Annotated in this window: 17 protein-coding genes and 1 pseudogene; 17 read left to right on the top strand and 1 reads right to left on the bottom strand. The window is 54.1% G+C overall.

Translation table 11 applies throughout. The annotated features are described in order from the left end of the window. Positions 1-54: 54 nt before the first annotated feature. Complete coding sequence (locus BLO51_RS10515; RefSeq protein WP_167670168.1) at positions 55-1,584, bottom strand: L,D-transpeptidase; 1,530 nt, start codon at positions 1,582-1,584, stop codon at positions 55-57. Between the two features lie 210 nt (positions 1,585-1,794). Between BLO51_RS10515 and ytxC the strand changes: the two genes are divergently transcribed. From ytxC to aroF, 17 genes and pseudogenes are all read left to right on the top strand, one after another. Further along, on the top strand, positions 1,795-2,727 hold the full coding sequence (gene ytxC / locus BLO51_RS10510) for a putative sporulation protein YtxC (RefSeq protein WP_090670800.1): 933 nt from the start codon (positions 1,795-1,797) through the stop codon (positions 2,725-2,727). Positions 2,728-3,055: 328 nt separating this feature from the next. Beyond that, positions 3,056-4,993 (top strand): threonine--tRNA ligase, encoded by a 1,938-nt coding sequence (thrS, locus tag BLO51_RS10505; protein WP_090670798.1) that lies wholly within the window; start codon positions 3,056-3,058, stop codon positions 4,991-4,993. Between the two features lie 200 nt (positions 4,994-5,193). Beyond that, a complete protein-coding gene (locus tag BLO51_RS10500) occupies positions 5,194-5,847 on the top strand; it encodes a 3D domain-containing protein (protein WP_090670796.1) in 654 nt (217 codons plus the stop codon). Positions 5,848-5,912: 65 nt separating this feature from the next. Continuing rightward, positions 5,913-6,059 carry a hypothetical protein gene (locus BLO51_RS29185; protein ID WP_167670167.1) on the top strand — a complete coding sequence of 49 codons (147 nt, stop codon included), beginning with the start codon at positions 5,913-5,915 and terminating at the stop codon, positions 6,057-6,059. 72 nt (positions 6,060-6,131) lie between these two features. Continuing rightward, positions 6,132-6,532: pseudogene (locus BLO51_RS10495) on the top strand (M3 family oligoendopeptidase); the annotation flags it as partial. 250 nt (positions 6,533-6,782) lie between these two features. Beyond that, positions 6,783-7,745 (top strand): ABC transporter ATP-binding protein, encoded by a 963-nt coding sequence (locus BLO51_RS10490; RefSeq protein ID WP_090670793.1) that lies wholly within the window; start codon positions 6,783-6,785, stop codon positions 7,743-7,745. 28 nt (positions 7,746-7,773) lie between these two features. Next, complete coding sequence (locus BLO51_RS10485) at positions 7,774-8,730, top strand: ABC transporter ATP-binding protein (RefSeq protein ID WP_090670791.1); 957 nt, start codon at positions 7,774-7,776, stop codon at positions 8,728-8,730. Positions 8,731-8,770: 40 nt separating this feature from the next. After that, on the top strand, positions 8,771-10,435 hold the full coding sequence (locus BLO51_RS10480) for a peptide-binding protein (protein WP_090670788.1): 1,665 nt from the start codon (positions 8,771-8,773) through the stop codon (positions 10,433-10,435). 52 nt (positions 10,436-10,487) lie between these two features. Then, the gene (locus BLO51_RS10475; RefSeq protein WP_090670785.1) at positions 10,488-11,459 is read left to right on the top strand and encodes an ABC transporter permease; all 972 of its coding nucleotides are present in this window, start codon (positions 10,488-10,490) and stop codon (positions 11,457-11,459) included. 3 nt (positions 11,460-11,462) lie between these two features. After that, positions 11,463-12,347: an oligopeptide ABC transporter permease gene (gene opp4C / locus BLO51_RS10470; RefSeq protein WP_090670781.1), complete on the top strand. Its 885-nt coding sequence runs from the start codon at positions 11,463-11,465 to the stop codon at positions 12,345-12,347. A gap of 214 nt (positions 12,348-12,561) precedes the next feature. Next, positions 12,562-12,978, top strand: coding sequence for a YugN-like family protein (locus tag BLO51_RS10465; protein WP_090670778.1), 417 nt, complete (start codon positions 12,562-12,564; stop codon positions 12,976-12,978). 766 nt (positions 12,979-13,744) lie between these two features. After that, positions 13,745-15,343 carry a S1C family serine protease gene (locus BLO51_RS10460; RefSeq protein WP_090670775.1) on the top strand — a complete coding sequence of 533 codons (1,599 nt, stop codon included), beginning with the start codon at positions 13,745-13,747 and terminating at the stop codon, positions 15,341-15,343. A gap of 114 nt (positions 15,344-15,457) precedes the next feature. Beyond that, positions 15,458-16,150: a response regulator transcription factor gene (locus tag BLO51_RS10455; protein WP_090670772.1), complete on the top strand. Its 693-nt coding sequence runs from the start codon at positions 15,458-15,460 to the stop codon at positions 16,148-16,150. A 1-nt stretch (position 16,151) separates the two neighbouring features. Further along, the gene (locus BLO51_RS10450; RefSeq protein WP_090670769.1) at positions 16,152-17,678 is read left to right on the top strand and encodes a sensor histidine kinase; all 1,527 of its coding nucleotides are present in this window, start codon (positions 16,152-16,154) and stop codon (positions 17,676-17,678) included. 26 nt (positions 17,679-17,704) lie between these two features. After that, complete coding sequence (locus BLO51_RS10445) at positions 17,705-18,658, top strand: 4-hydroxy-3-methylbut-2-enyl diphosphate reductase (RefSeq protein WP_090670766.1); 954 nt, start codon at positions 17,705-17,707, stop codon at positions 18,656-18,658. A gap of 30 nt (positions 18,659-18,688) precedes the next feature. Beyond that, entirely contained in the window at positions 18,689-19,222 is a 534-nt protein-coding gene (locus BLO51_RS10440) for a DUF2062 domain-containing protein (protein WP_090670764.1), read from the top strand. 128 nt (positions 19,223-19,350) lie between these two features. After that, on the top strand, positions 19,351-20,397 hold the full coding sequence (aroF, locus tag BLO51_RS10435) for a 3-deoxy-7-phosphoheptulonate synthase (RefSeq protein ID WP_090670761.1): 1,047 nt from the start codon (positions 19,351-19,353) through the stop codon (positions 20,395-20,397). Positions 20,398-20,454 lie beyond the last annotated feature (57 nt).

Raw genomic sequence — 20,454 nt, 5'->3', positions numbered from 1 at the left:
CGGCTCGAAGGCAGGCGTCTTTTTTCGTATGCCATACATAGCTCGCTCCAACGCTTAGCCTAACCAGTGAAAGACACGGTGTTTGGCCGTTTCCTCTGCCTCCCGGCCCAAGCCGTCCTTGCTTGACGGAAGCAGCAGCTCCGGCTGGACTAGAACCAGGGCACTTTCGCTTCCGCCCGTTCCGCCGCTGCCGATGACGACGCGAGCGCCCCGGGGCACAAGCGGGTACAGAGCGGACATCGCCTCGTTCGTCAGCCGGATGCAGCCGAGCGACCGGTTTGCGCCGATCGATGCTTCGTCGGAGGTGCCGTGGATAGCGAGCTCGCCCATACCCAAGGCAGCGGTGCCGTATGCCCCCGGACGGCTTCCTTGCGGGTCACGCACCCGTTCCAGGACAGTCAAGGCGCCGTCGGGAGTTCGGCCGTCGGCGCCCAGCCCGACCGGCAGCTCCGCGAGCACCACCGGGCCGGCGTTCAGCCGGAGCAAGTGAGCGCTTTTGTCGATCGTCACCGTAATCGGCTCGAAAGGAAGGCTTGTGGAGGCGGCTGTTGTCCCGGATTCGCCTTCCCATGCGACATTCGGATAAAACCTACGCGCGGGGTCTTGGGCGCGGGCATCGTAAACCCATCCGCCGCTCCCATCAAAAACGGTTCGGACATGAGCCGAACCGGTAATCGTTTCTATAGGCATATAGCTGGCGTAGTTATTGGGATAAGGCTGAAACAGCTGCTCGATGGAGGAGGGGGTCGATCCGTGATCTGTAGCGTAAGCCTCAAGCGCCGTCCGGATCAATTGGGCTCCGGCTGTTGTCCGGAGCTTTTGAAATTCCGGGTGGAGGAACCGGATTTTGACCGAAGTATCGACGGCCGGATTGTATTCTGCCACGACAAACGCCTTGATCTTAAGCTGCTCGTCGTTCAACGGCACCGCTTGGTTATCCGCGTTTCGAACGCCGGAAGCCACGCCGTACAGGACGATCGTTTGCTTCGGATGATCGTTTGCAAGCTGCAGCGCTTTTTTATGAAGCGCCTCCTCTACGGCCTTCTGCGGCTCTCCGTAAGGGAAATGCAAGACGAAAGGGGTTTCGACGCTTTCGTACGTGACTTCTTTTCCGACGCTCCAAGGCATAAACGCCGACACGACCTTCGAAGCGGCGGTCGGTCCGTACAGCAGGGCCAGCAGCAGCACGTTGATGAACAGAAGTACCAGCAGCAGCATTTTTAAACCGGCAGCAGCGCCATTTCTTTTCGTGCGTGGCGCAGCTGTGCCTGAAGCGGCTTGAGGTTCGGGGATGGCCGGTGCATTCTCCTTCGTCAGCCGCCGGATCGAGCCGGAAGCGGGAAAATAATACGGCGACGGATACGTGCTCATCGCTTCTTTATAATGCTGTAGCGCTTTGCCGATGTTGTCGTTATTCTCGAAATATTGCCCCAGCTTGTAATGCGCCTCGGGAGAGTGCGGGTCGAGATACGCGATCACCTTTTCGTGATATTTGGGATCGCTGCGGTTAAGGTAAATATTTTTGTGCAGGCGAACCAGCTTGTCCGCAGCCGGTGATTTGAACCTTTGGCGAAGATGCTGCATACCAAACCTCCGTGGATCGTATTTTGTAATTGATACATATTGTATCATATATATGTAGAAAAATACAATTGGTATCATTGCGGGCGACTCCTGACGAATTCTACTCACAGTTATTGCTACATCCCCGGTGTCTGTACTTTGTATATCTGCGAAGGTCCAGCCATATACTTTAAAGGAATCGTAAGGCCCGAAAGGAGAGTGTGACCCTAGATGAAGCTGTTGACGATCGTAATGGTGAAACGCTCCGAAGCTCAGGCTGACCGGCTTTTGCGTCTTGTCGAGCTTTTCGGCGAACGGCTACATAAGGAGAACAAGATCCGGATCGTTCTGGACCGGCGGAACGGTCTGCAGCGAGTCGAAGTGAGCGCGGTGATGCCGGCTTTTCAACTGCAGGCCGATGGTCACGCGCTATATGCAGCGGCAGCCGGTGCCGTGGCGGACTATTTATTGGCTGAAGAAGAGCGGCGTCTGCTGCGTCATATGATCTCCCATGAGTTTCATTACAAGCAGGACGAAGAGACGGACAGCATCTTGGGCTTTTGCAGCCAAATGCTGGGAGAGCGGGGCGATTCGGCGGCGGTCAAATCGGACAAGAGTGAAGCGTACCTGCGGCGGAAAAACAAGCTGACCGCCCTGCTTACCGAATACATCGAAGAGTATACGGAGCTGAATTTGGACGGCTTTCTGCGCTTCCGGGCGCCGGATTACTTGAACGAGCTCCGCGAAGTGGTCGAATATGCCGTCGACGAATTTCTCATGGACCGGCAGTATCGCGAATTCATTTCACTGCTGCAATATTTCGTCTATATTCAGGAAGCGAAAATTCCGTTCGTTCATCTGATTCATAAAGGCGGCAATGAGTTTATGCTGCTTGGCGAGCATCTGGAGAAGATCGAAACGAACGATACGGATGCCGTCGTGACGGTCGAAACGCTGGAGAAGGATATGAATTTCGAGGATATGATTGTCAGCACGCTGATTACGGTGTCTCCACAGCAAATCTATATCCATACCCGCGAGCCGGATTTGCAGGTGATCAAGACGATCCGGCAAATTTTCGAAAATCGTGTCGAGCTGTGCGGCTACTGCCGGCTATGTCAAAACCTTGACCGCTTGACGGCTGCTGAATATAATAAAGGATAAGGCAAAGATCGAAGATACGATCGGTTGAAGTGCTGTCCAGAGAGAGGGGACGCCGGCTGCAATCCCCTTCAGCGAACGTCAATCGGTTACCCCTTTGTAGCCGTGATTTGGAAAGTGTCCCCTTGCCTGATTATCAGCGGCCGGAGACGCGTAGTATAAATCGCCGGATAATTCCCGTTACCGAATGAATGAAGGATTCGCAGACCGGTCTTGTGTTGGAATGAAGAGCTGCGGATTGAATTAGGGTGGAACCACGAGCTAAGCGTACTCGTCCCTTTCGGGATGATACGCTTTTTGTATTTTCTACAATGTATTGGAGGTAGTGGACATGGCTGTAAAAGTAACTTTTCCCGACGGAGCGGTGAAGGAATATCCGCAGGGAACGACGGTGGAAGAGGTAGCAGGCTCGATCAGCTCGGGACTGAAAAAAAATGCCGTCGTAGGCAAACTCAACGGAAAATTGGTCGATTTGAGCACGCCGCTGCAAGAAGACGCTGCGCTGCAAATCGTTACGCTGGACAGTGAGGAAGGCTTGGAGGTATACCGTCACAGTACGGCGCATTTGATGGCGCAGGCAATTAAACGGCTGTACGGGAACAAAAACGTCAAGCTCGGCATCGGACCGGTGATCGAAGACGGATTCTACTACGATATCGATATGGAAACGTCGATCAGCCCGGAGGATCTGGGTAAAATCGAGAAAGAAATGGAACGCATCGTTCAGGAAAACTTGTCGATCCGTCGCCGGGTGGTCAGCCGCGAGGAAGCGCTGAGCATTTTCGGCGAGCTGGAGGACCCGCTCAAGCTGGAACTGATTCGTGACCTGCCGGAAGATTCGGTCATTACGATGTATGATCAAGGCGAATTTTTCGACTTGTGCCGCGGACCGCATCTGCCGTCCACCGGACGGATCAAAGCGTTCAAGCTGCTCAGCGTAGCGGGCGCTTACTGGCGCGGCGATTCCAAGAACAAAATGCTGCAGCGCATCTACGGCACGGCGTTCCCGAAAAAATCGGAGCTGGACGAGCATTTGCACTTGCTGGAGGAAGCAAAAAAACGTGACCACCGCAAGCTCGGCAAAGAGCTGAAAATGTTCACCTTCTCCAACGAAGTCGGCCAAGGACTACCGATCTGGCTGCCGCACGGCGCCAAAGTACGCCGCACCCTGGAGCGTTATATCGTCGATCTGGAGGAGCGTCTCGGCTACCAGCACGTCTATACGCCGGTGCTTGCCAACATGGAATTGTACAAAACGAGCGGCCACTGGGAGCATTATCAGGAAGACATGTTCCCTAAGATGGAATTGGACAATGAGGAGCTTGTACTGCGTCCGATGAACTGCCCGCACCATATGATGGTGTACAAGAGCGATATGCGCAGTTACCGCGACCTGCCGGTGCGGATCGCCGAGCTCGGCACGATGCACCGCTACGAGATGTCCGGAGCGCTTACTGGCCTGCACCGCGTACGGGCGATGACGCTCAATGACGCGCATATTTTCTGCCGCCCGGATCAAATCAAGGAAGAGTTCGCGCGCGTCGTGAACCTGATCCGTCAAGTGTACGAGGACTTCGGCATTAAGGAATACCGTTTCCGTCTGTCGTACCGTGATCCAAAGGATACCGAGAAATATTTCCAAAACGACGAAATGTGGGAAATGTCGCAGCGGATGCTTCGCGAGGTGGTCGAGGAGCTCGGTCTGCCATTCTTCGAAGCGGAAGGCGAGGCGGCCTTCTACGGTCCGAAACTGGACGTGCAGATCAAGACGGCGCTTAAGAAAGAAGAGACGCTGTCGACCGCGCAGCTCGACTTCCTGCTGCCGGAGCGCTTCCAATTGGAATACGTCGGAGCCGACGGTCAGAAGCACCGTCCGGTCGTGATTCACCGCGGCATTATTTCGACCATGGAACGGATGACCGCTTTCTTGCTTGAGAACTTCGCCGGCGCGCTGCCGACCTGGCTGTGTCCGGTACAGGCGAAGGTGCTTCCGGTATCCGGCAACTTCGACGAGTACGCCAAGGAAGTCGAAGCGAAGCTGCAAAACGCCGGTATCCGGGTCGAAGCCGATCTGCGCAACGAGAAGCTCGGATACAAAATTCGTGAAGCGCAGCTTGAGAAAATTCCGTACATGCTCGTTGTCGGCGAAAACGAAGTGCAAACATCGGGCGCATCTGTCCGCAAGCGCGGTCAGGGCGACCTCGGCGCACACGGCGTAGATAGCGTCATCGAGATGATCCGGGAAGACATTCGGACCAAGCAAGCGTAAGCTGCTATACGATAATGATTTGGCAGAAAGGCCTGCTCCTTGTTGAAGGGGCAGGTTCTTTGCATTTGTCTATGGGAAGCTATTTTATAGGGGGCTTGTAGGTTAAGGGGTTACAGCTTGCTTGTTTCGAGGGATACTGTGTATAGATCTTGCGAATGTTGGAGAGCCTCTTCTAATAAGGGGAGGTTTAAACCAAGCTCATGCTACCAAAAACCGCAAGCCATGCCAAATGGATCTTGTTCATCGCTTTGATGCTGTCCTTCTTGCTATGGTTTGAAAAACAACAGGATTACAAACGGTCTACGGCGCCGAACAACGAGCCGCCGATCGCCGCTTTTCCCGTATCCCTGCATTCACCCGGTGTCAGCAAGCCGGAGGTCAAGCCGCCCGACTCGCAACCTGTATCTGCCGCGAGCGGCCGCCGTAAGATGAATTACAAGCTGTTTCCCCACGAAGGACAAGATTTATCCAGCTATAAAGCCGTCGAAGTGACGGCAACCGGTTACTATGCCGGGCGAGAATCGACGGGCAAAAGCCCCGGACATCCCGAATACGGAGTTACGTTTTCCGGAATGAAGGTTACCCGGAATGTCGAAGCGTTCTCTACGATCGCTGCCGACCCGAAGGTGTTTCCGATCGGAACGGTGCTTTATATTCCCGGCTACGGCTACGGGGTTGTCGCGGATACGGGCAGTGCCATCAAAGGCAATCGGATCGACTTGTACTTCGAGACGAAGAATCAGGTCTACAAAGAGTGGGGCAAAAAAACGCTGAACGTCTTCGTGGTGAAAAGGGGCGACGGGAAAATTAATGAAACGCTCTGGAACCAACTGAAAAGCGAGCTGCTGTTTTAAAAATTTTCTAGCATAACGTCTCTTCTTGAAACCCATAATAAAGGGTATCAGGGGAGGTGATAGCGATGGCTAAAAATAAAAATCAAAATGTGAATCTAAATAAAAACCTCAAAACCGATACGGAGTTTTCCGAAGAAGTTTTGGCTAATAACGTGAAGCAGCCGGCTCAAAACAACGCGAGCGAGAGCGCCAGCGAATCGGCCAGACAATAACAAAATACCGTAGATACAAAGGAGGAGGCCCGAATGGAAATTCGAGGCTTCCTCTTTTTCGTGGTAATGTAACAATTCCAGCATTTCGTGTACGAGTACCCCGAAGCAACCCCTGCGGAGCGCAAAGCCAAGTGGCGCGAGCTGGAATCGGTTTATCGCCCGGATTTGGCGCTGGAGGAGAACGATTTGTTGAATCGTGGAGGGTACTGGTATCAGCAGCGGCATATTTTTCGCACGCCGTTTTATTATATCGACTACACGCTGGCGCAAATCTGCGCGTTCCAATTCTGGTCCCGCGCACAAAGCGACAGCAAGCGGGCTTGGGACGATTACGTCAAGCTTTGCGGAGCCGTTCGTTCCGCGAGCTGGTGGAGGTGACAGGACTGCTTTCACCGTTTGCGGAAGGCACGGTTGAGTCGGTCATCGGCGATATCGGCGCGTGGTTGGAAAAGGCGGACATTCGCGCGTTCTAGAATTGGAAAGCCTGCTTTGAGAAACTAACATAAATTTTCCTGTGAGATGAAAATAATTTACATTTTCATCTCTTTTTTGTCTTTAATTTACTGGTGCTTAAGGAGAATTCAAAAAAATTTGTAAAATATTAAAATTTCTAATGACAAGTTGGTCAATTAACTTCATAATGAGATTTGATGCTGTCATCCGAAATAATTCCAGCGAAGTGAATTTTTATGACACAATGAATGTGGAAGTGAAGGTGATCCCTTGTCTGAGGCACTTTTAGAAGTGAAATCGCTTAAAACGGTAATTAAAGACAAAAAGAGGGAACTGACAGTTGTCGATGGCATCGATTTTAAAATCGGAACGAACGAAGTGGTCGCGCTCGTAGGCGAATCTGGCTGCGGCAAGAGCATGACTTCCTTGTCGATCATGCAGCTGCTTCCCCGGACAGGGGAGATTGCGAGCGGCGAAGTCCGTTTCGGGGGTCGGAATTTGGTCGGCCTCAGCAATCGGGAGATGTCAGGCGTTCGCGGACGTCGAATCGCGATGATCTTTCAGGAGCCGATGACTTCGTTGAATCCGGTGCTTCCCATCGGGAAGCAGCTGACCGAAGCGATTACCCGGCATCTCGGCGTAAGCAAATCGGAAGCGGTTACAATTGCGGAGGATTGGCTGCGGCGCGTCGGATTTCCGGAGCCTTCGCGGATTCGGAAAGAGTATCCGCACCGACTGTCGGGCGGTATGCGGCAGCGTGTCATGCTGGCGATGGCGATGGCCTGCAAGCCGGAGCTGCTTATTGCCGACGAGCCGACGACGGCTTTGGATGTGACGATTCAGGCTCAGGTGCTGGACCTGATCCGACAGCTGCTTCGCGAAACCGACATGTCCGTGCTGTTCATCACGCATGACTTGGGCGTTGTTGCCGAAATGGCTACGCGCGTCATCGTCATGTATGCCGGTCAAATCGTCGAGACGGCAGACGTAAGAACGTTGTTTACAGATGCCAGACATCCGTACACGAAAGGCCTGCTCCAATCGACGCCACGCATGCAGGGGGCTATTGGGCGGCTTGTCCCGATAGCGGGAAGCGTTCCGCCCGCAGGTGCTTTTCCGGCCGGCTGCCGGTTTGCCGAGCGTTGTCCGATGGCGAAAGCGGAATGCAGCGAGCGGCTACCCGAGCTGCGGGAGATCGGAACGGGACATCAAGTTCGCTGTATTTTGACCTAGTACGGATTGAGAGGGAGATGATCGACACGTGGGGGCTCCGCTTCTGGAGATTAAAGGGTTAAAAAAATATTTTGGCATCGGCGGCAGCTTGAAAAATGGAGCCGTCAAAGCGGTTGACAATGTCAGCTTTACGGTATTTAAAGGGGAAACGCTGGGCATTGTAGGCGAATCCGGCTGCGGCAAGTCGACGGTCGGGCGGTTGGTTTTGCGCTTGCTCGATCTGACCGAAGGTGAAATCGTGTTTAACGGGACTTCGATCGGCAGTTGGAATCAACGGCAGCTTCGGCCGATCCGGAAAGAGATGCAGTGCGTCTTTCAGGACCCGTATGCATCGTTAAATCCGAGAATGACGGTGGGTAAAGCGATTGCCGAGCCGCTTGTGGTCCAAGGCGGCTTGAAGTGGTCGGACGCGATGAAGCGGGCGGAGCAGCTCTTGGATACGGTCGGACTAAGGTCTCATGCGATTAGCATGTACCCACATGAATTTTCCGGAGGACAGCGGCAGCGTATTGCGATTGCCCGAGCCGTTGCGTTAAGTCCGAAGCTCATCGTGGCGGACGAACCGGTCTCGGCGCTCGATGTCTCGATCCAGGCGCAGATCGTCAACCTGCTGGAGGAGCTGCAGACGCGGACGAAAGTGTCGTACTTGTTCATTTCGCACAATCTTAGCGTCGTCCGACATATTTCCGATCGGGTCGCGGTCATGTACTTGGGTCAAATTGTCGAGTTGGCCAGCCGGGACCAGTTGTTCGGTAGCCCCAAGCATCCGTATACCCAGGCGCTTCTGTCGTCCGTACCCGAACCGGATGTGGACGGCAAGCGGGAGCGGATCATCTTAAGAGGAGAAGTGCCGAACGCGGCAAATCCGCCGTCAGGCTGCGCGTTCCATCCGCGGTGTCCGCATGCAGTGGAGCGCTGCCGAATCGAGAAGCCTGTTTTTCAGGAAGCGGAGCCGGGGCATTATGCCTCGTGCCATTTCATATAAACAGCCTGCAGAAGGCATCGAAAAGAGAGGGGAACTTGCCATGTTGTTCAAAAAAATCGGCAAAGCGGGAAATATCGCTCTTGCCACGTTGATGACCACCGCGCTGTTGCTGAGCGCCTGCACGTCCGGAGGCGGCGGAACCGCCACAACGAGCGAGAAGCCGGCCGATGGGGCGGCGGCTAACGGCAGTAAAAAAGAAAAGGTGGACGGCGGCGAAATCAATACGGCTTATTTGCTGGATCCGCAAGGTTTTATCCGTTTTTGGGCGACCACTACCGTTTCCAGTGAAGTGATCGAGCTGGTGTTCAGCTCGTTGTATGATTTTAACGATAAACAGGAAATCGTTCCGGATTTGGCGGTTGGGCAACCTCAGTTCTCGCAAGACAAAAAAGAAATGACGATTAAAATCCGCAACGACGCCAAATTTAGCGACGGCAAGCCGGTAACGGCCGACGACGTCGTATTTACATACAACATTCCGCTGAATCCGGATTACAAAGGACCACGCAAAGGAACGTTTGAAAAATTGGCGAAGATTGAGAAAACGGACGATACGACCGTTAAATTTACGTTCAAAGAGCCGCATGCCGGATACATCGATATGCTGATTTATAATATTTTGCCTCAGCATTTGCTGAAGGATGTTGCCGTAAAAGACATGGAAAAATCGACCTTCGCGAAGCAGCCGGTCGGATCAGGCCCGTACAGGCTGGAAGAATGGAAGCAAGGCCAATATTTGCGCTTTGTTCGCAACGACAGCTATTACGGCGGCAAGCCGGCCATCGAGAAAATATCGGCGAAGATCGTCCCCGATGCGAACGCCATGATGGCGCAGCTGCAAGCGGGTGAAATTAATGTCGTTGCAGTGCCGGCCGACAATTTGCAAGCTATCGAGCAATTTGCCAAAACGTCGGGCAAGATCAAGCTGCAAAAAGGGATTGGCACAGGGACCTATATGTTTGCAGCCTGGAATTTGACCAATCCGTTGTTCCAGGATAAATCGGTGCGTCAGGCGCTTACGATGGCGATCGACCGCCAAGGCATCGTGGATAACATCATCGAAGGACAAGGAAAGCTCGTACACAGCCAGACGTCTCCATCCTACTGGTCGTTCACGGATAATGTGCCGAAATTCCCGTACGATCCGGAAAAGGCGAAGAAGATTTTGGCTGATGCTGGCTGGAAGGATACGGACGGCGACAATATTTTGGAGAAAAACGGTCAAAAATTCGAGTTTGAAATGCAAACGATCCAAGGAAACAAGGTTCGCGAGAAGGCGCTGACCGTAATTCAGCAGCAGTTGAAAAAAGTCGGCATTAGCGTACAGCCTCGGATTGTTGAGGGTTCTGCTTTTACGAAAAACTGGATGGGTAAAAACTTCGTCGCTCTTTTCCATGGCTGGAGCATTTCGGGGGACCCGAACCCGCAAGGCATTTGGCACTCCACGGCGATGGAGACGGGATCGAACTACATTTCTTATAAAAATCCTGAGGTCGACAGGCTGATCGACGAAGACTTGAACACGTTCGATATGAACAAGCGCAAAGAGCTGCTGGCCAAAATCGACGCTATAATCGCGGAAGAGCAGCCGTATACGTTCATTTATTCACCGACCGCCACGATGGCTTATCCGGCAACTCTCGAAGGCTTTAACCCGAACCGCGACGCTTTGAAGGAAGTCGAAAAGTGGTATTTCACGAAATAAGAAAATCCGTTGATCGTTATGATCGAAATTATGATGAAAGAAGTGACATCCGGTGGCCCGATATGCCCTTCGGCGTTTGCTGAACGCCATTCCGATTCTGATCGGCATTACGATCATTTCTTTTCTGATTATCCATATGGCTCCGGGTAGTCCGATCTCCCAGTACGTCGACGATCCGACGATCAAGGCCATCGATAAAGAGAATATGATCAAGTCTTACGGCTTGGATCAACCGTTATACATTCAGTATTGGAAATGGATCAGCGACCTGGCGCAAGGGGATTTTGGCACTTCGTTTCAAAAAAGCCAGCCGGTCTCAGAATTGATCTGGGACCGGCTGCCGAATACCTTGCTGCTGACGGTCACAAGCTTTGCTCTGGCCTTGGCCATAGCGATTCCACTCGGCATTTTGTGCGCGGTTAAAGCGAATTCGCGTCTCGACCAGCTCGTGTCCGGCATTACGTTCGTCGGCATTTCGCTGCCCGGGTTTTGGCTTGGCCTTCTGTTGATGATGTTCTTTGCCGTGAAGCTCGGATGGCTGCCGTCAGGCGGACTGCAGACGATCAATGCGCCGTCCGGCCTGTGGGACCGGGTGCTTCACCTGATTTTGCCGGTATTTACGATTGCTTGCTCTGAAGTGGCGGTCTGGATCCGGTATGTCCGCTCCAGCATGCTGGAGGTCATCAATCAGGATTACATGCGTACGGCTAAAGCCAAAGGGCTGCGGGGCGGACGGATATTGACCGTCCACGGTCTGCGCAACGGGCTGATTCCGTTGGTAACGCTGTTCGGGCTATCGCTGCCTGGTTTCTTCGCGGGCTCCGTTATTGTCGAGACGATCTTCAGCATTCCCGGAATCGGCCGGCTATTCACGGAAGCGGCTTTCCAGCGGGATTATCCGGTCATCTTCGCCGTTACGACAATGACTGCTTTTCTCTATGTCTTCGGCAGCATATTGGCCGACCTATCTTATGCGATCCTGGATCCCCGGGTCAGCTACAGCAAAAGCGAGGCGAAGGTATAATCCATGAATGAAGCCGTAACTACGAATAAGGCCCAGCTTCCAGCGGCCGCCGCCAAACCGAAACGTCGGGCTTGGGAACGATTCAAGGCTAACCGGCTGGCCTTTGTCAGCCTGTGGATTATGGCGGTACTCATTCTACTCGCGTTGTTTGCGCCCGTCATAGCTCTTCACGATCCCGCGGAACAGGATCTGATGAGCCGTTTGAAGCCGCCGAGCGCCGAGCATTGGTTCGGGACCGACGATTTAGGGCGGGATTTGTTCAGCCGGGTCCTTTACGGCGCCCGGGTATCGCTCTCCGTCGCGATTTTTTCCGTTATCCTTAACCTGCTGATTGGGATTACCGTAGGCTCGCTGGCCGGTTATTATGGAGGGAAAGTCGACGGCTTTCTGATGCGGATCGTCGATATTTTGCTGTCCTTTCCGACCTTCTTCGTTCTGATCACGGTCGTTACTGTCCTGAAGCCGAATTTATTCAATATTATCGTTGTGTTCGTCGCATTCGGCTGGATGTCCAAGGCGAGGCTGCTGCGAGGGCAAATCCTTTCGGTCAAAAACCGCGAGTTCGTTGATGCGGCGCGGACCATCGGCATGTCGGATTTCCGGATTATTTTCGTACATATTTTGCCCAACGCCATCGCCCCGGTTATCGTCTCCGCAACGCTGCAGATGGGCACCATGATTTTGACGGAGTCCAGCCTCAGCTTCCTCGGTCTGGGGATTCAGCCGCCTACTGCGAGCTGGGGGAATTTGCTGCAAAGCGCGCAAAGCTTGACGATTTTGAACAATGCGCCTTGGTATCCGTTCATCCCCGGCTTTATGATCTTCCTGACGATCATGTGCTTCAACTTCATCGGCGATGGATTGCGCAGCGCTTTTGATACGAAATAAAACAAAGAGCGTAAAGGAAAGAAGCCGTTCCGGAAGTTTGAGGAGCGGCTTCTTTTTTTCTTTGCAGACTAGGGTATGAAAACGGACAAGCAAGCCGGTCGTTCCAATGAACCCGCCGGCGTTTATATTCCACTTGATGGGCATAATTTTACTTGGCCCGGTACATGCTAAGCGTGATTTTATTGCAGCGATCATTATTTTGGAGGAGATGCCGATGGTTCCTTTAGATTCGACTTTGCAAGGGCGGGAAGAGCCTTTCGAACATGTGCGAAGCTATCTGCACGAGCATGAATTCACATTAGGCGGCAACTGGGATTATGAGCACGGTTCCTTCGACCGCTATTTGGATGAGGGACATAAAGTGTGGCTGCGCATCCCGTTTGAAGTTACGAGCGGCGTACTGGACGGAGATACGGATTCTACGGACGCTTTTGTCCGAATCGGTACCCCGTTCGTACTCAAACATGTCTATAACGAAGGATTGGATCATGAGGCGCAGGCCAGGACCTATGGAGCGTTAATGGATCAGTTTCAGGAGCCGCTCGATAAAGACGGTACCGTGGAGGACAAGTGGGTGGACCGGGCGGCTACGCTGCTGCGGGAGATCGAAAGGGGGTGCACAACCCCCTAAATCCCCCTTAGTAAGGGGGACCCCAGGGGTTTCGCCCCTGGACGACGAAAGGTTGGCGGGGGAGAGGAAGCGTCGCCATAATCGGACCGCTGGTGCAAGGACCGCGACTGTCCGCCCGCGCCTGGCCTGACGGCAGGCGTCGTGCGTCCTCGCTTCCATGCGGCGCTCCAGCACTAGTGGTACGCCGAGCAAGGACCGCGACTGTCCGCCCGCGCCTAGCCTGACGGCAGGCGTCGTGCGTCCTCGCTTCCATGCGGCGCTCCAGCACTAGCGGTACGTCGAGCAAGGACCGCGACTGTCCGCCCGCGCCTAGCCTGACGGCAGGCGTCGTGAGTCCTCGCTTCCATGCGGCGCTCCAGCACTAGCGATACGCCGTGCAAGGACCGCGATTGTCCGCTCCCGACCAGCCTGACGGCGGTCGCGGCCCGTCCTCGCTTCCAGTCAGCGCACGGCTGCGCGGAACTTTGCCGCGCCAAAATGTAAGCGTATCCGGCGGGCCGAGGCTCGCCGGATAGACGCGTTCCTTCACCTATAGCAACAACAATGTGCCGCACTTACTCCCCAGACAACCTTGCGGGTCCAGGGGCGCAACCCCCTAAATCCCCCTTACTAAGGGGGATTTAGGGGGTTGCTCTCTCCCTTCTTTTTACCTCCATTTTATTTTTCTTTAAGGTTTCTTTAAGGTTGCCCGTGCAAGATAAAGACATGACAGCAAGACAAGAATAGAAATCATCCTGAAGCCTTATACGAAATGGAGGTTTTTCTGATGGATCACAGTAATAACAATAGCAGCAACAAAGAAAATGATCTTTTTCGTCGCCCGACCGACGAGTTGAAGCATAGCGAGTCCGAGGGGGATAGCCGGAAGGCGACCGCGGGAGAGGAAACGGCGGCGAGCCGCGAGCAAAGCTCTCATTACTTTTCCTACGGTCCTTACAAATCCGGCACTTCGGACACGACGGTCAGCGACAGTCAAGGCTCCGCTCCGGTGGAAGTAACGCCGCCGAAGGCGCTGCGCACGTTCGGCTTTAACTCCGGGGAGCAGCAGCAAGGTCCGATGGGGAATTGGCAGCTCGGAGCGGCACCGAAGAAGTCGAGCGGTTTCCGCAGCATGTTTGCTGCGTTTATGGCCGGCGTGGTCGTGGTCGGCACGCTGATGTTCGCTTCGGACAAAATGAACCTGTTCACCGGCGCTCAAGGCATGATGGCCGGAAACAGCAATCAGAGTTCGTCCGCACCGGCGCAGGCAGCCAATAATAACGGGAACGTGAAGCCTTCTTCGCTCGATTTGGCCCGTCCGACGAATATTTCGGGGATCGTGCAGCAGGCAAGTCCGGCGGTCGTCAAGATCGAGACGAAAGTCAAGACGAAAAGCACCGGACGCTCCAGCAATCCGTTGTTCGACGATCCGTTCTTCCGCCAATTTTTCGGCGACGATTCCGGCGGCGGCAGTCAGCAGCCTAAAAGCAACGAAGGTCAACTGCAGCCCGGCGGGATAGGGACCGGCTTTATTTTCGAGAAGACCGGCTACATTTTGACCAACGAACACGTGATTGACGGCGCGGAAGAGATTTGGGTAAAAATAAATTCCAATGGCAGCGAGAAGTCGTATAAAGCCCAATTGCTGGGCAACAGCTACGATCTTGACTTGGCCGCGCTGAAGATCGAGCCGGAAAAAGGCGAGGAATTCCCTACGCTGCCGATCGGCAGCGCGGACAGCTTGAACGTGGGCGACTGGGTCGTGGCCATCGGGAACCCATACGGCTTCGATCATACGGTAACCGTCGGGGTGCTGAGCGCCAAAGAGCGTCCGGTCGATATCCCGGATAAGAACGGAACGCGCCAATACAAGCATTTGCTGCAAACGGACGCTTCGATTAACCCGGGGAACTCCGGCGGTCCGCTGCTGAACCTGAACGGCGAAGTCATCGGCATCAATACGGCCGTCAGCGCGCAAGCGCAGGGTATCGGCTTCGCGATTCCGACAAGTACGATATCTGCGGTGCTGGATAACCTGAAAAACAACGTAAAAATTCCGAAAGAGCCGGTTCCGTACATCGGTGTGCAAATGCAAAATATCGATAAAGATTGGATCTCGGAGCTCAAGCTTGAAAATACGGAAGGGGCGATTGTTGCCGAAGTCGAGCGCAAAAGCCCAGCCTTTAAAGCAGGTATCCGTCCTTACGATGTGATCACCGAAGTCAACGGCACCAAGATGAAAACCTCCGAAGAGGTAGTCGCAGCCATCAAGAAATTAAAGGCCGGCGACAAAGTAACGCTTGGCATCATACGTGACGGCAAGAAGCAGAACGTTGACATTACGATCGGCGACCGCAACACGATCGACCCGCAGAAGCAACAATAATGCAATAATGAAAAAAGAAGCAGAGCGGACGACAACGAAAGCTCCGCTTCTTTTTTTTGCAATCCTCATTATTCTGGTACAATGGAGAAAGGAAAGGCGGGTGGATACGATTTTATGAGAGAGAAAATACTAGTCATTGACGATGACGAAAAAATTACATCTATGCTGCGCCGAAGCTTGGCGTTCGAAGGGTATACCGTATTTACGGCGAACCACGGGATGGACGGGTTAAAGCAAATTCTGGAGAACGAACCGGATACGGTCATCCTGGATGTCATGATGCCGCAGCTCGACGGCTGGGAGGTCGTACGCCGTATCCGCGAAGGCGGCTCGAACGTGCCGGTGCTCATGCTGACGGCTAAGGACGAAGTGTCCGACCGGGTGAAGGGACTCGATCTCGGCGCGGACGACTATCTTGTGAAGCCGTTTGCACTGGAGGAGCTGCTTGCCCGGGTGCGCGTTCTGCTGCGCCGCAAGGCGGCGGACAAAACGGAGCAGCCTTCCAACAAGCTGCAGTACCAGGATACCTTTATGGATCTGGATACGCGCGAGGTGTACCGCGGCGGACAGCTCATCGAGCTGACGACGAAAGAATTCGAGCTGCTGCATCTGTTTTTGCAGAATCCGAGAAGAGTGCTTTCGCGGGACGTTATTATGGAGAAAATTTGGGGCTACGATTACAGCGGTGAATCGAATGTGCTGGAGGTTTATATCGCTCTCTTGCGGCAGAAAACGGAGGAGCATGGGCACAAACGGATGATTCAAACCGTTCGCGGCGCCGGTTATGTGCTGAGAGGGGAAAGCTGACATGTCCATTCGCCTGCGCCTGACCCTTTGGTATACGGCGATATTATCCGCAACCCTGCTGCTGCTTGGGCTGGGACTTTACTTGTTTTTGCATTATACTTACTACGATAATTTAAAGACCGAAATCGAGAAGCAAGCAGGGGGGGTGGCCTCCCGCATCAAGCCTCAGTTAAATACCTTGGGGCAATATAGTCTCATTCCGAACATTCGCGATTTGCCGAAAACGAATAACGTCATTTATCAAGTGACGAATTTGGTGACCGGCGAAGTTATCAGTCTTCCCGATGCCGAGCAGACGGGAATGAAAATTCCCGACGTGACCGACGAGAAGGTCCAATGCATTCTGAGCGACCAGTGTCAGTTCGAGAGAATGAGCATTGAGGGCTACTCGTTCATGGTTTATTATGTGCCGCTCGTTCAGCAGTACACCCATAAAGTACTGGGAATCATGCAAGCTGCTTACTCGATTGAACAGTATGAGAGCTTGTTGTCGCTCCTACGCCTCATTTTGACGGTCATCGGGCTGATCAGCGTGCTGATCGCCGCTTCGGTCGGCTGGTTTCTCGCGCGCAAGGTGCTTCGGCCGATCGAGCAGGTCATTGCGGCCACGAACCGGATTGAAAAAGGGGTCGACCTTGACAAGCGGATCGAATACACCGGTCCGAACGATGAGATCGGCGAGCTGACGCAGACGATTAACGGCATGCTCGGACGGCTGCAGAACGCTTATACCGAGTTGGAAGAGGCATACGGCGCACAGCGCCGGTTCGTGTCGGATGCGTCGCACGAGCTGCGGACCCCTCTGACGACGATACGCGGCAACATGGAGCTTCTGGAAAAGATGTGGAAGCAAACGGCGCTCACCTCCGGAGAACAGGATGATGCGAAGATGGAGCTGACGATGGAGGCGATGCACGATATTTCCGGCGAAGCGGAGCGCATGTCGCGGCTCGTGAACGATCTGCTGTCGCTGGCCCGCGCCGACGCCGGGTTCCAGATGATCAAGGGCGAGGTCGAGCTGCAGCCGCTGCTCGATGAGATTGCGCGGAAAGCGCAGCTGCTGCCGAAAACGGCCGAATGGATCGTCGGACAGACGAAGGCGGCCAAGGGCATATACGTCTATGGCAACGCAGATTATTTAAGACAACTGCTGTTCATTTTTCTGGAAAATGCGTTCAAGTATACGGAGCAGGGCTACGTCCGGCTTGATACGTTGCGGCACGGCGGACAGATCGGCATCCGGATCGAGGATACGGGCATCGGGATGGACAAATCCGAGATTCCGCATATTTTCGACCGGTTCTACCGGGCGGACCCGTCGCGGGGCCGCAAGTCCGGAACGGGGCTGGGCTTGTCCATCGCCAAATGGATTATCGACGAGCATCAGGGCTCCGTTGAGGTCAAGACGCGAAGAGACGAGGGAACGACCTTCATTATCTGGTTTCCGGTTGCAACCGAATTAAGCAGACCCGGCGCAAGCCGAGGATCATTTCCTCAATCCGAGGAATCAGGTATAATGAAACAATAAGCGAAAATTCGACAGGCAGGTGCAGCATGGACGTTATCAAAATATCTCCCCGCGGCTATTGCTACGGCGTCGTCGACGCGATGGCGCTGGCGATGCAGACCGCCAAAAATTTGGATCTGCCGAAACCCGTATATATATTGGGCATGATCGTGCACAATGCGCATGTCACCGACTATTTTGAAAAAGAAGGCGTCATTACGCTCGACGGCCCGAACCGTCTGGAGATTTTGGAGCAGGTGGACAAGGGCACGGTGATTTTCACCGCCCACGGGGTATCGCCGGAGGTTCGCCGCCGGGCGCGGGACAAAGGCTTGACCGTCGTGGACGCGACGTGCCCCGACGTGACGAAGACGCATGATTTGATCCGCGAGAAGACGGCCGAGGGCTATACGATTATCTACATCGGCAAGAAAGGCCATCCCGAGCCGGAGGGCGCCGTAGGCGTCGCGCCGGACAGCGTGCATCTGATTGAGAATACAGAAGATATCGACAAGCTTAACGTCGCGTCGGAGCGCATCCTGATTACGAACCAGACGACGATGAGCCAGTGGGATATTAAGCACATCATGAACCGGCTGCTGGAAAAGTTCCCGCATGCGGAGATTCATAACGAGATTTGCCTTGCTACCCAAGTAAGGCAGGAAGCGGTCGCGGAGCAGGCGAAGGATGCCGATCTCGTCATCGTCGTCGGCGACCCGCGAAGCAACAATTCGAACCGTCTTGCGCAAGTGTCGGAGGAGATCGCGGGAGTCAAGGCATATCGCATCGCCGACCTTTCCGAGCTGAACCCCGAGTGGCTGAAGCCGGTGCGCCGCGTAGGCGTCACCTCCGGGGCTTCGACGCCTACGCCGATCACCAAGGAAGTCATCGCGTATCTGGAACAATACAATGCTGCCGATCCCGCGACCTGGGAGCTGCGGCGTACGGTTAATATGGACCGCTTAATCCCGGTCGCCAAGCAAAAAGCAAGCGCGGAGTAGACTGCTGACGGAAGGAAAGGGACGCACACCTTGGGCAAAACGACAACTGGCAAAAAACCTTTTCAACTTCGCAATGTAGGGCGTTGGTTTAAATACAAGTACTTGCTGCTGACAAGAGCCAAGGGAGGACCGGCCATCGTCGCGCTCGGCTTCTCCGTCGGTCTGTTTGTCGAAATGTTTACCCTGCCTACGGCGGGGCTTGCTTTTTTTCTTATTTTTCCTTTGGTCTACGTATTCCGGGCCAGCATGGCCGCGGCTTTGCTCGGATTCGTGTTCGGCAAAGTGATCTACATCCCGATGTCTTTCCTGAACCGGCAAGTGGGGGGCTGGGTGCTTCCGCGCGGCATCCGGGGGCATTTATTGTCCGTGCTGCCGGATTGGCTCGACACGTTTATCAAGTTCAACTTGAAGCTGTTTGTCGGCGGGGTCATCGACGGGGCCGTCTTGGGGCTTATCGCCTTTTACCCAATGAAATGGCTGCTGGAATGGTATGACGGTAAGCGCAAGGAAAAACGGAGAAGACGCAAGGAACAGATGCTGCTCTCCTCGGGGTCCGAAGGCTGAAAGAAATCATCTTTCGCTTCGTTCTTGACGGGGAGCGGCTTCTCGTTGTATAGTTACTTTAACACTTAAAAGCGTATAAGCGTCGAAGCGTCTAAGTATGAACATGTCCTTGAGGAGCGTGGATTGTCATGATCGTTATTTTATCCAACAAAATTACCGAAGAGCGCATTGCCGAAATCGTTCATCATATCGAGAGGCACGAGGTAACGGCTCATGTGTCCAAAGGCGTAGACCGCACCGTCGTCGGCATTATCGGCAAAGCGAGCCCGGCGCTGGCCGAGCAGCTTCGCCAATTGTCCGGCGTGGAGCAGGTTGTTAAAATCTCCAAATCGTATAAACTGGCAAGCCGCGATTTTCATCCGGACAATACGGTGATCCGAATCGGGGACGTATCGATTGGCGGCGACGAACTGGTCATTATGGGCGGACCTTGCGCGGTCGAGTCGCCAGAGCAAATCGACGAAATCGCCCGCTTGGTCAAAGCCTCCGGCGCCCAAGTGCTGCGCGGCGGCGCCTTCAAGCCGAGAACCGGCCCTTACAGCTTCCAGGGCGTCGGTGTCGAGGGACTGGTGATGATGGCGGAAGCCGGCAAAAAGCACGGACTGTTGACCATCACGGAAGTCATGACGCCGGAGTACGTCGACGTGTGCGCCGAGTACGCCGATATTTTGCAGGTCGGCACCCGGAACATGCAGAACTTCGATCTGCTCCGCAAGCTCGGCACGATCCAAACGCCGGTGCTCCTCAAGCGCGGCTTCAGTTCGACATACGACGAATTTTTGAATGCGGCGGAATACATTTTGGCGGGCGGCAATCCGAACGTCATGCTCTGCGAACGCGGAATCCGAACATTCGAACCTTACACGAGAAACACGCTCGACTTGGCGGCCATTCCTGCGCTGCAGACGCTTAGCCATTTGCCGGTCATTTCGGACCCGAGCCACGGCACGGGACGCCGTGAGCTGGTAGAGCCGATGTGTAAAGCTTCCGTCGCGGCCGGTGCGAACGGTCTGATCGTCGAAATGCATACGGACCCCGACAACTCGATGACCGGAGACGGCGTGCAATCGCTGTTCCCGGACCAATTCGCCAAACTCATGTTAGATTTGGAGCAGTTGGCGCCGCTGTGCGGAAAACGGTTCGATACGAAGAAAGAAGCGGTTCTGGCGCGATAGATCGTATTTTCAAGGTAAGTTCCTTATCGGAAGAGGCTTGATTCTCCTGTTTTTCGG

The organism is Paenibacillus tianmuensis, assembly GCF_900100345.1.
Lineage (GTDB): Bacteria > Bacillota > Bacilli > Paenibacillales > NBRC-103111 > Paenibacillus_G > Paenibacillus_G tianmuensis.
This window is presented reverse-complemented; position numbering and strand designations above follow the sequence as displayed.

Coding starts and splice junctions, on each gene's coding strand:
- BLO51_RS10515 (WP_167670168.1), bottom strand. CDS start 1,584: ATGCAGCATCTTCGCCAAAGGTTCAAATCACCGGCTGCGGACAAGCTG.
- ytxC (WP_090670800.1), top strand. CDS start 1,795: ATGAAGCTGTTGACGATCGTAATGGTGAAACGCTCCGAAGCTCAGGCT.
- thrS (WP_090670798.1), top strand. CDS start 3,056: ATGGCTGTAAAAGTAACTTTTCCCGACGGAGCGGTGAAGGAATATCCG.
- BLO51_RS10500 (WP_090670796.1), top strand. CDS start 5,194: ATGCTACCAAAAACCGCAAGCCATGCCAAATGGATCTTGTTCATCGCT.
- BLO51_RS29185 (WP_167670167.1), top strand. CDS start 5,913: ATGGCTAAAAATAAAAATCAAAATGTGAATCTAAATAAAAACCTCAAA.
- BLO51_RS10480 (WP_090670788.1), top strand. CDS start 8,771: ATGTTGTTCAAAAAAATCGGCAAAGCGGGAAATATCGCTCTTGCCACG.
- opp4C (WP_090670781.1), top strand. CDS start 11,463: ATGAATGAAGCCGTAACTACGAATAAGGCCCAGCTTCCAGCGGCCGCC.
- BLO51_RS10465 (WP_090670778.1), top strand. CDS start 12,562: ATGGTTCCTTTAGATTCGACTTTGCAAGGGCGGGAAGAGCCTTTCGAA.
- BLO51_RS10460 (WP_090670775.1), top strand. CDS start 13,745: ATGGATCACAGTAATAACAATAGCAGCAACAAAGAAAATGATCTTTTT.
- BLO51_RS10455 (WP_090670772.1), top strand. CDS start 15,458: ATGAGAGAGAAAATACTAGTCATTGACGATGACGAAAAAATTACATCT.
- BLO51_RS10450 (WP_090670769.1), top strand. CDS start 16,152: ATGTCCATTCGCCTGCGCCTGACCCTTTGGTATACGGCGATATTATCC.
- BLO51_RS10445 (WP_090670766.1), top strand. CDS start 17,705: ATGGACGTTATCAAAATATCTCCCCGCGGCTATTGCTACGGCGTCGTC.
- aroF (WP_090670761.1), top strand. CDS start 19,351: ATGATCGTTATTTTATCCAACAAAATTACCGAAGAGCGCATTGCCGAA.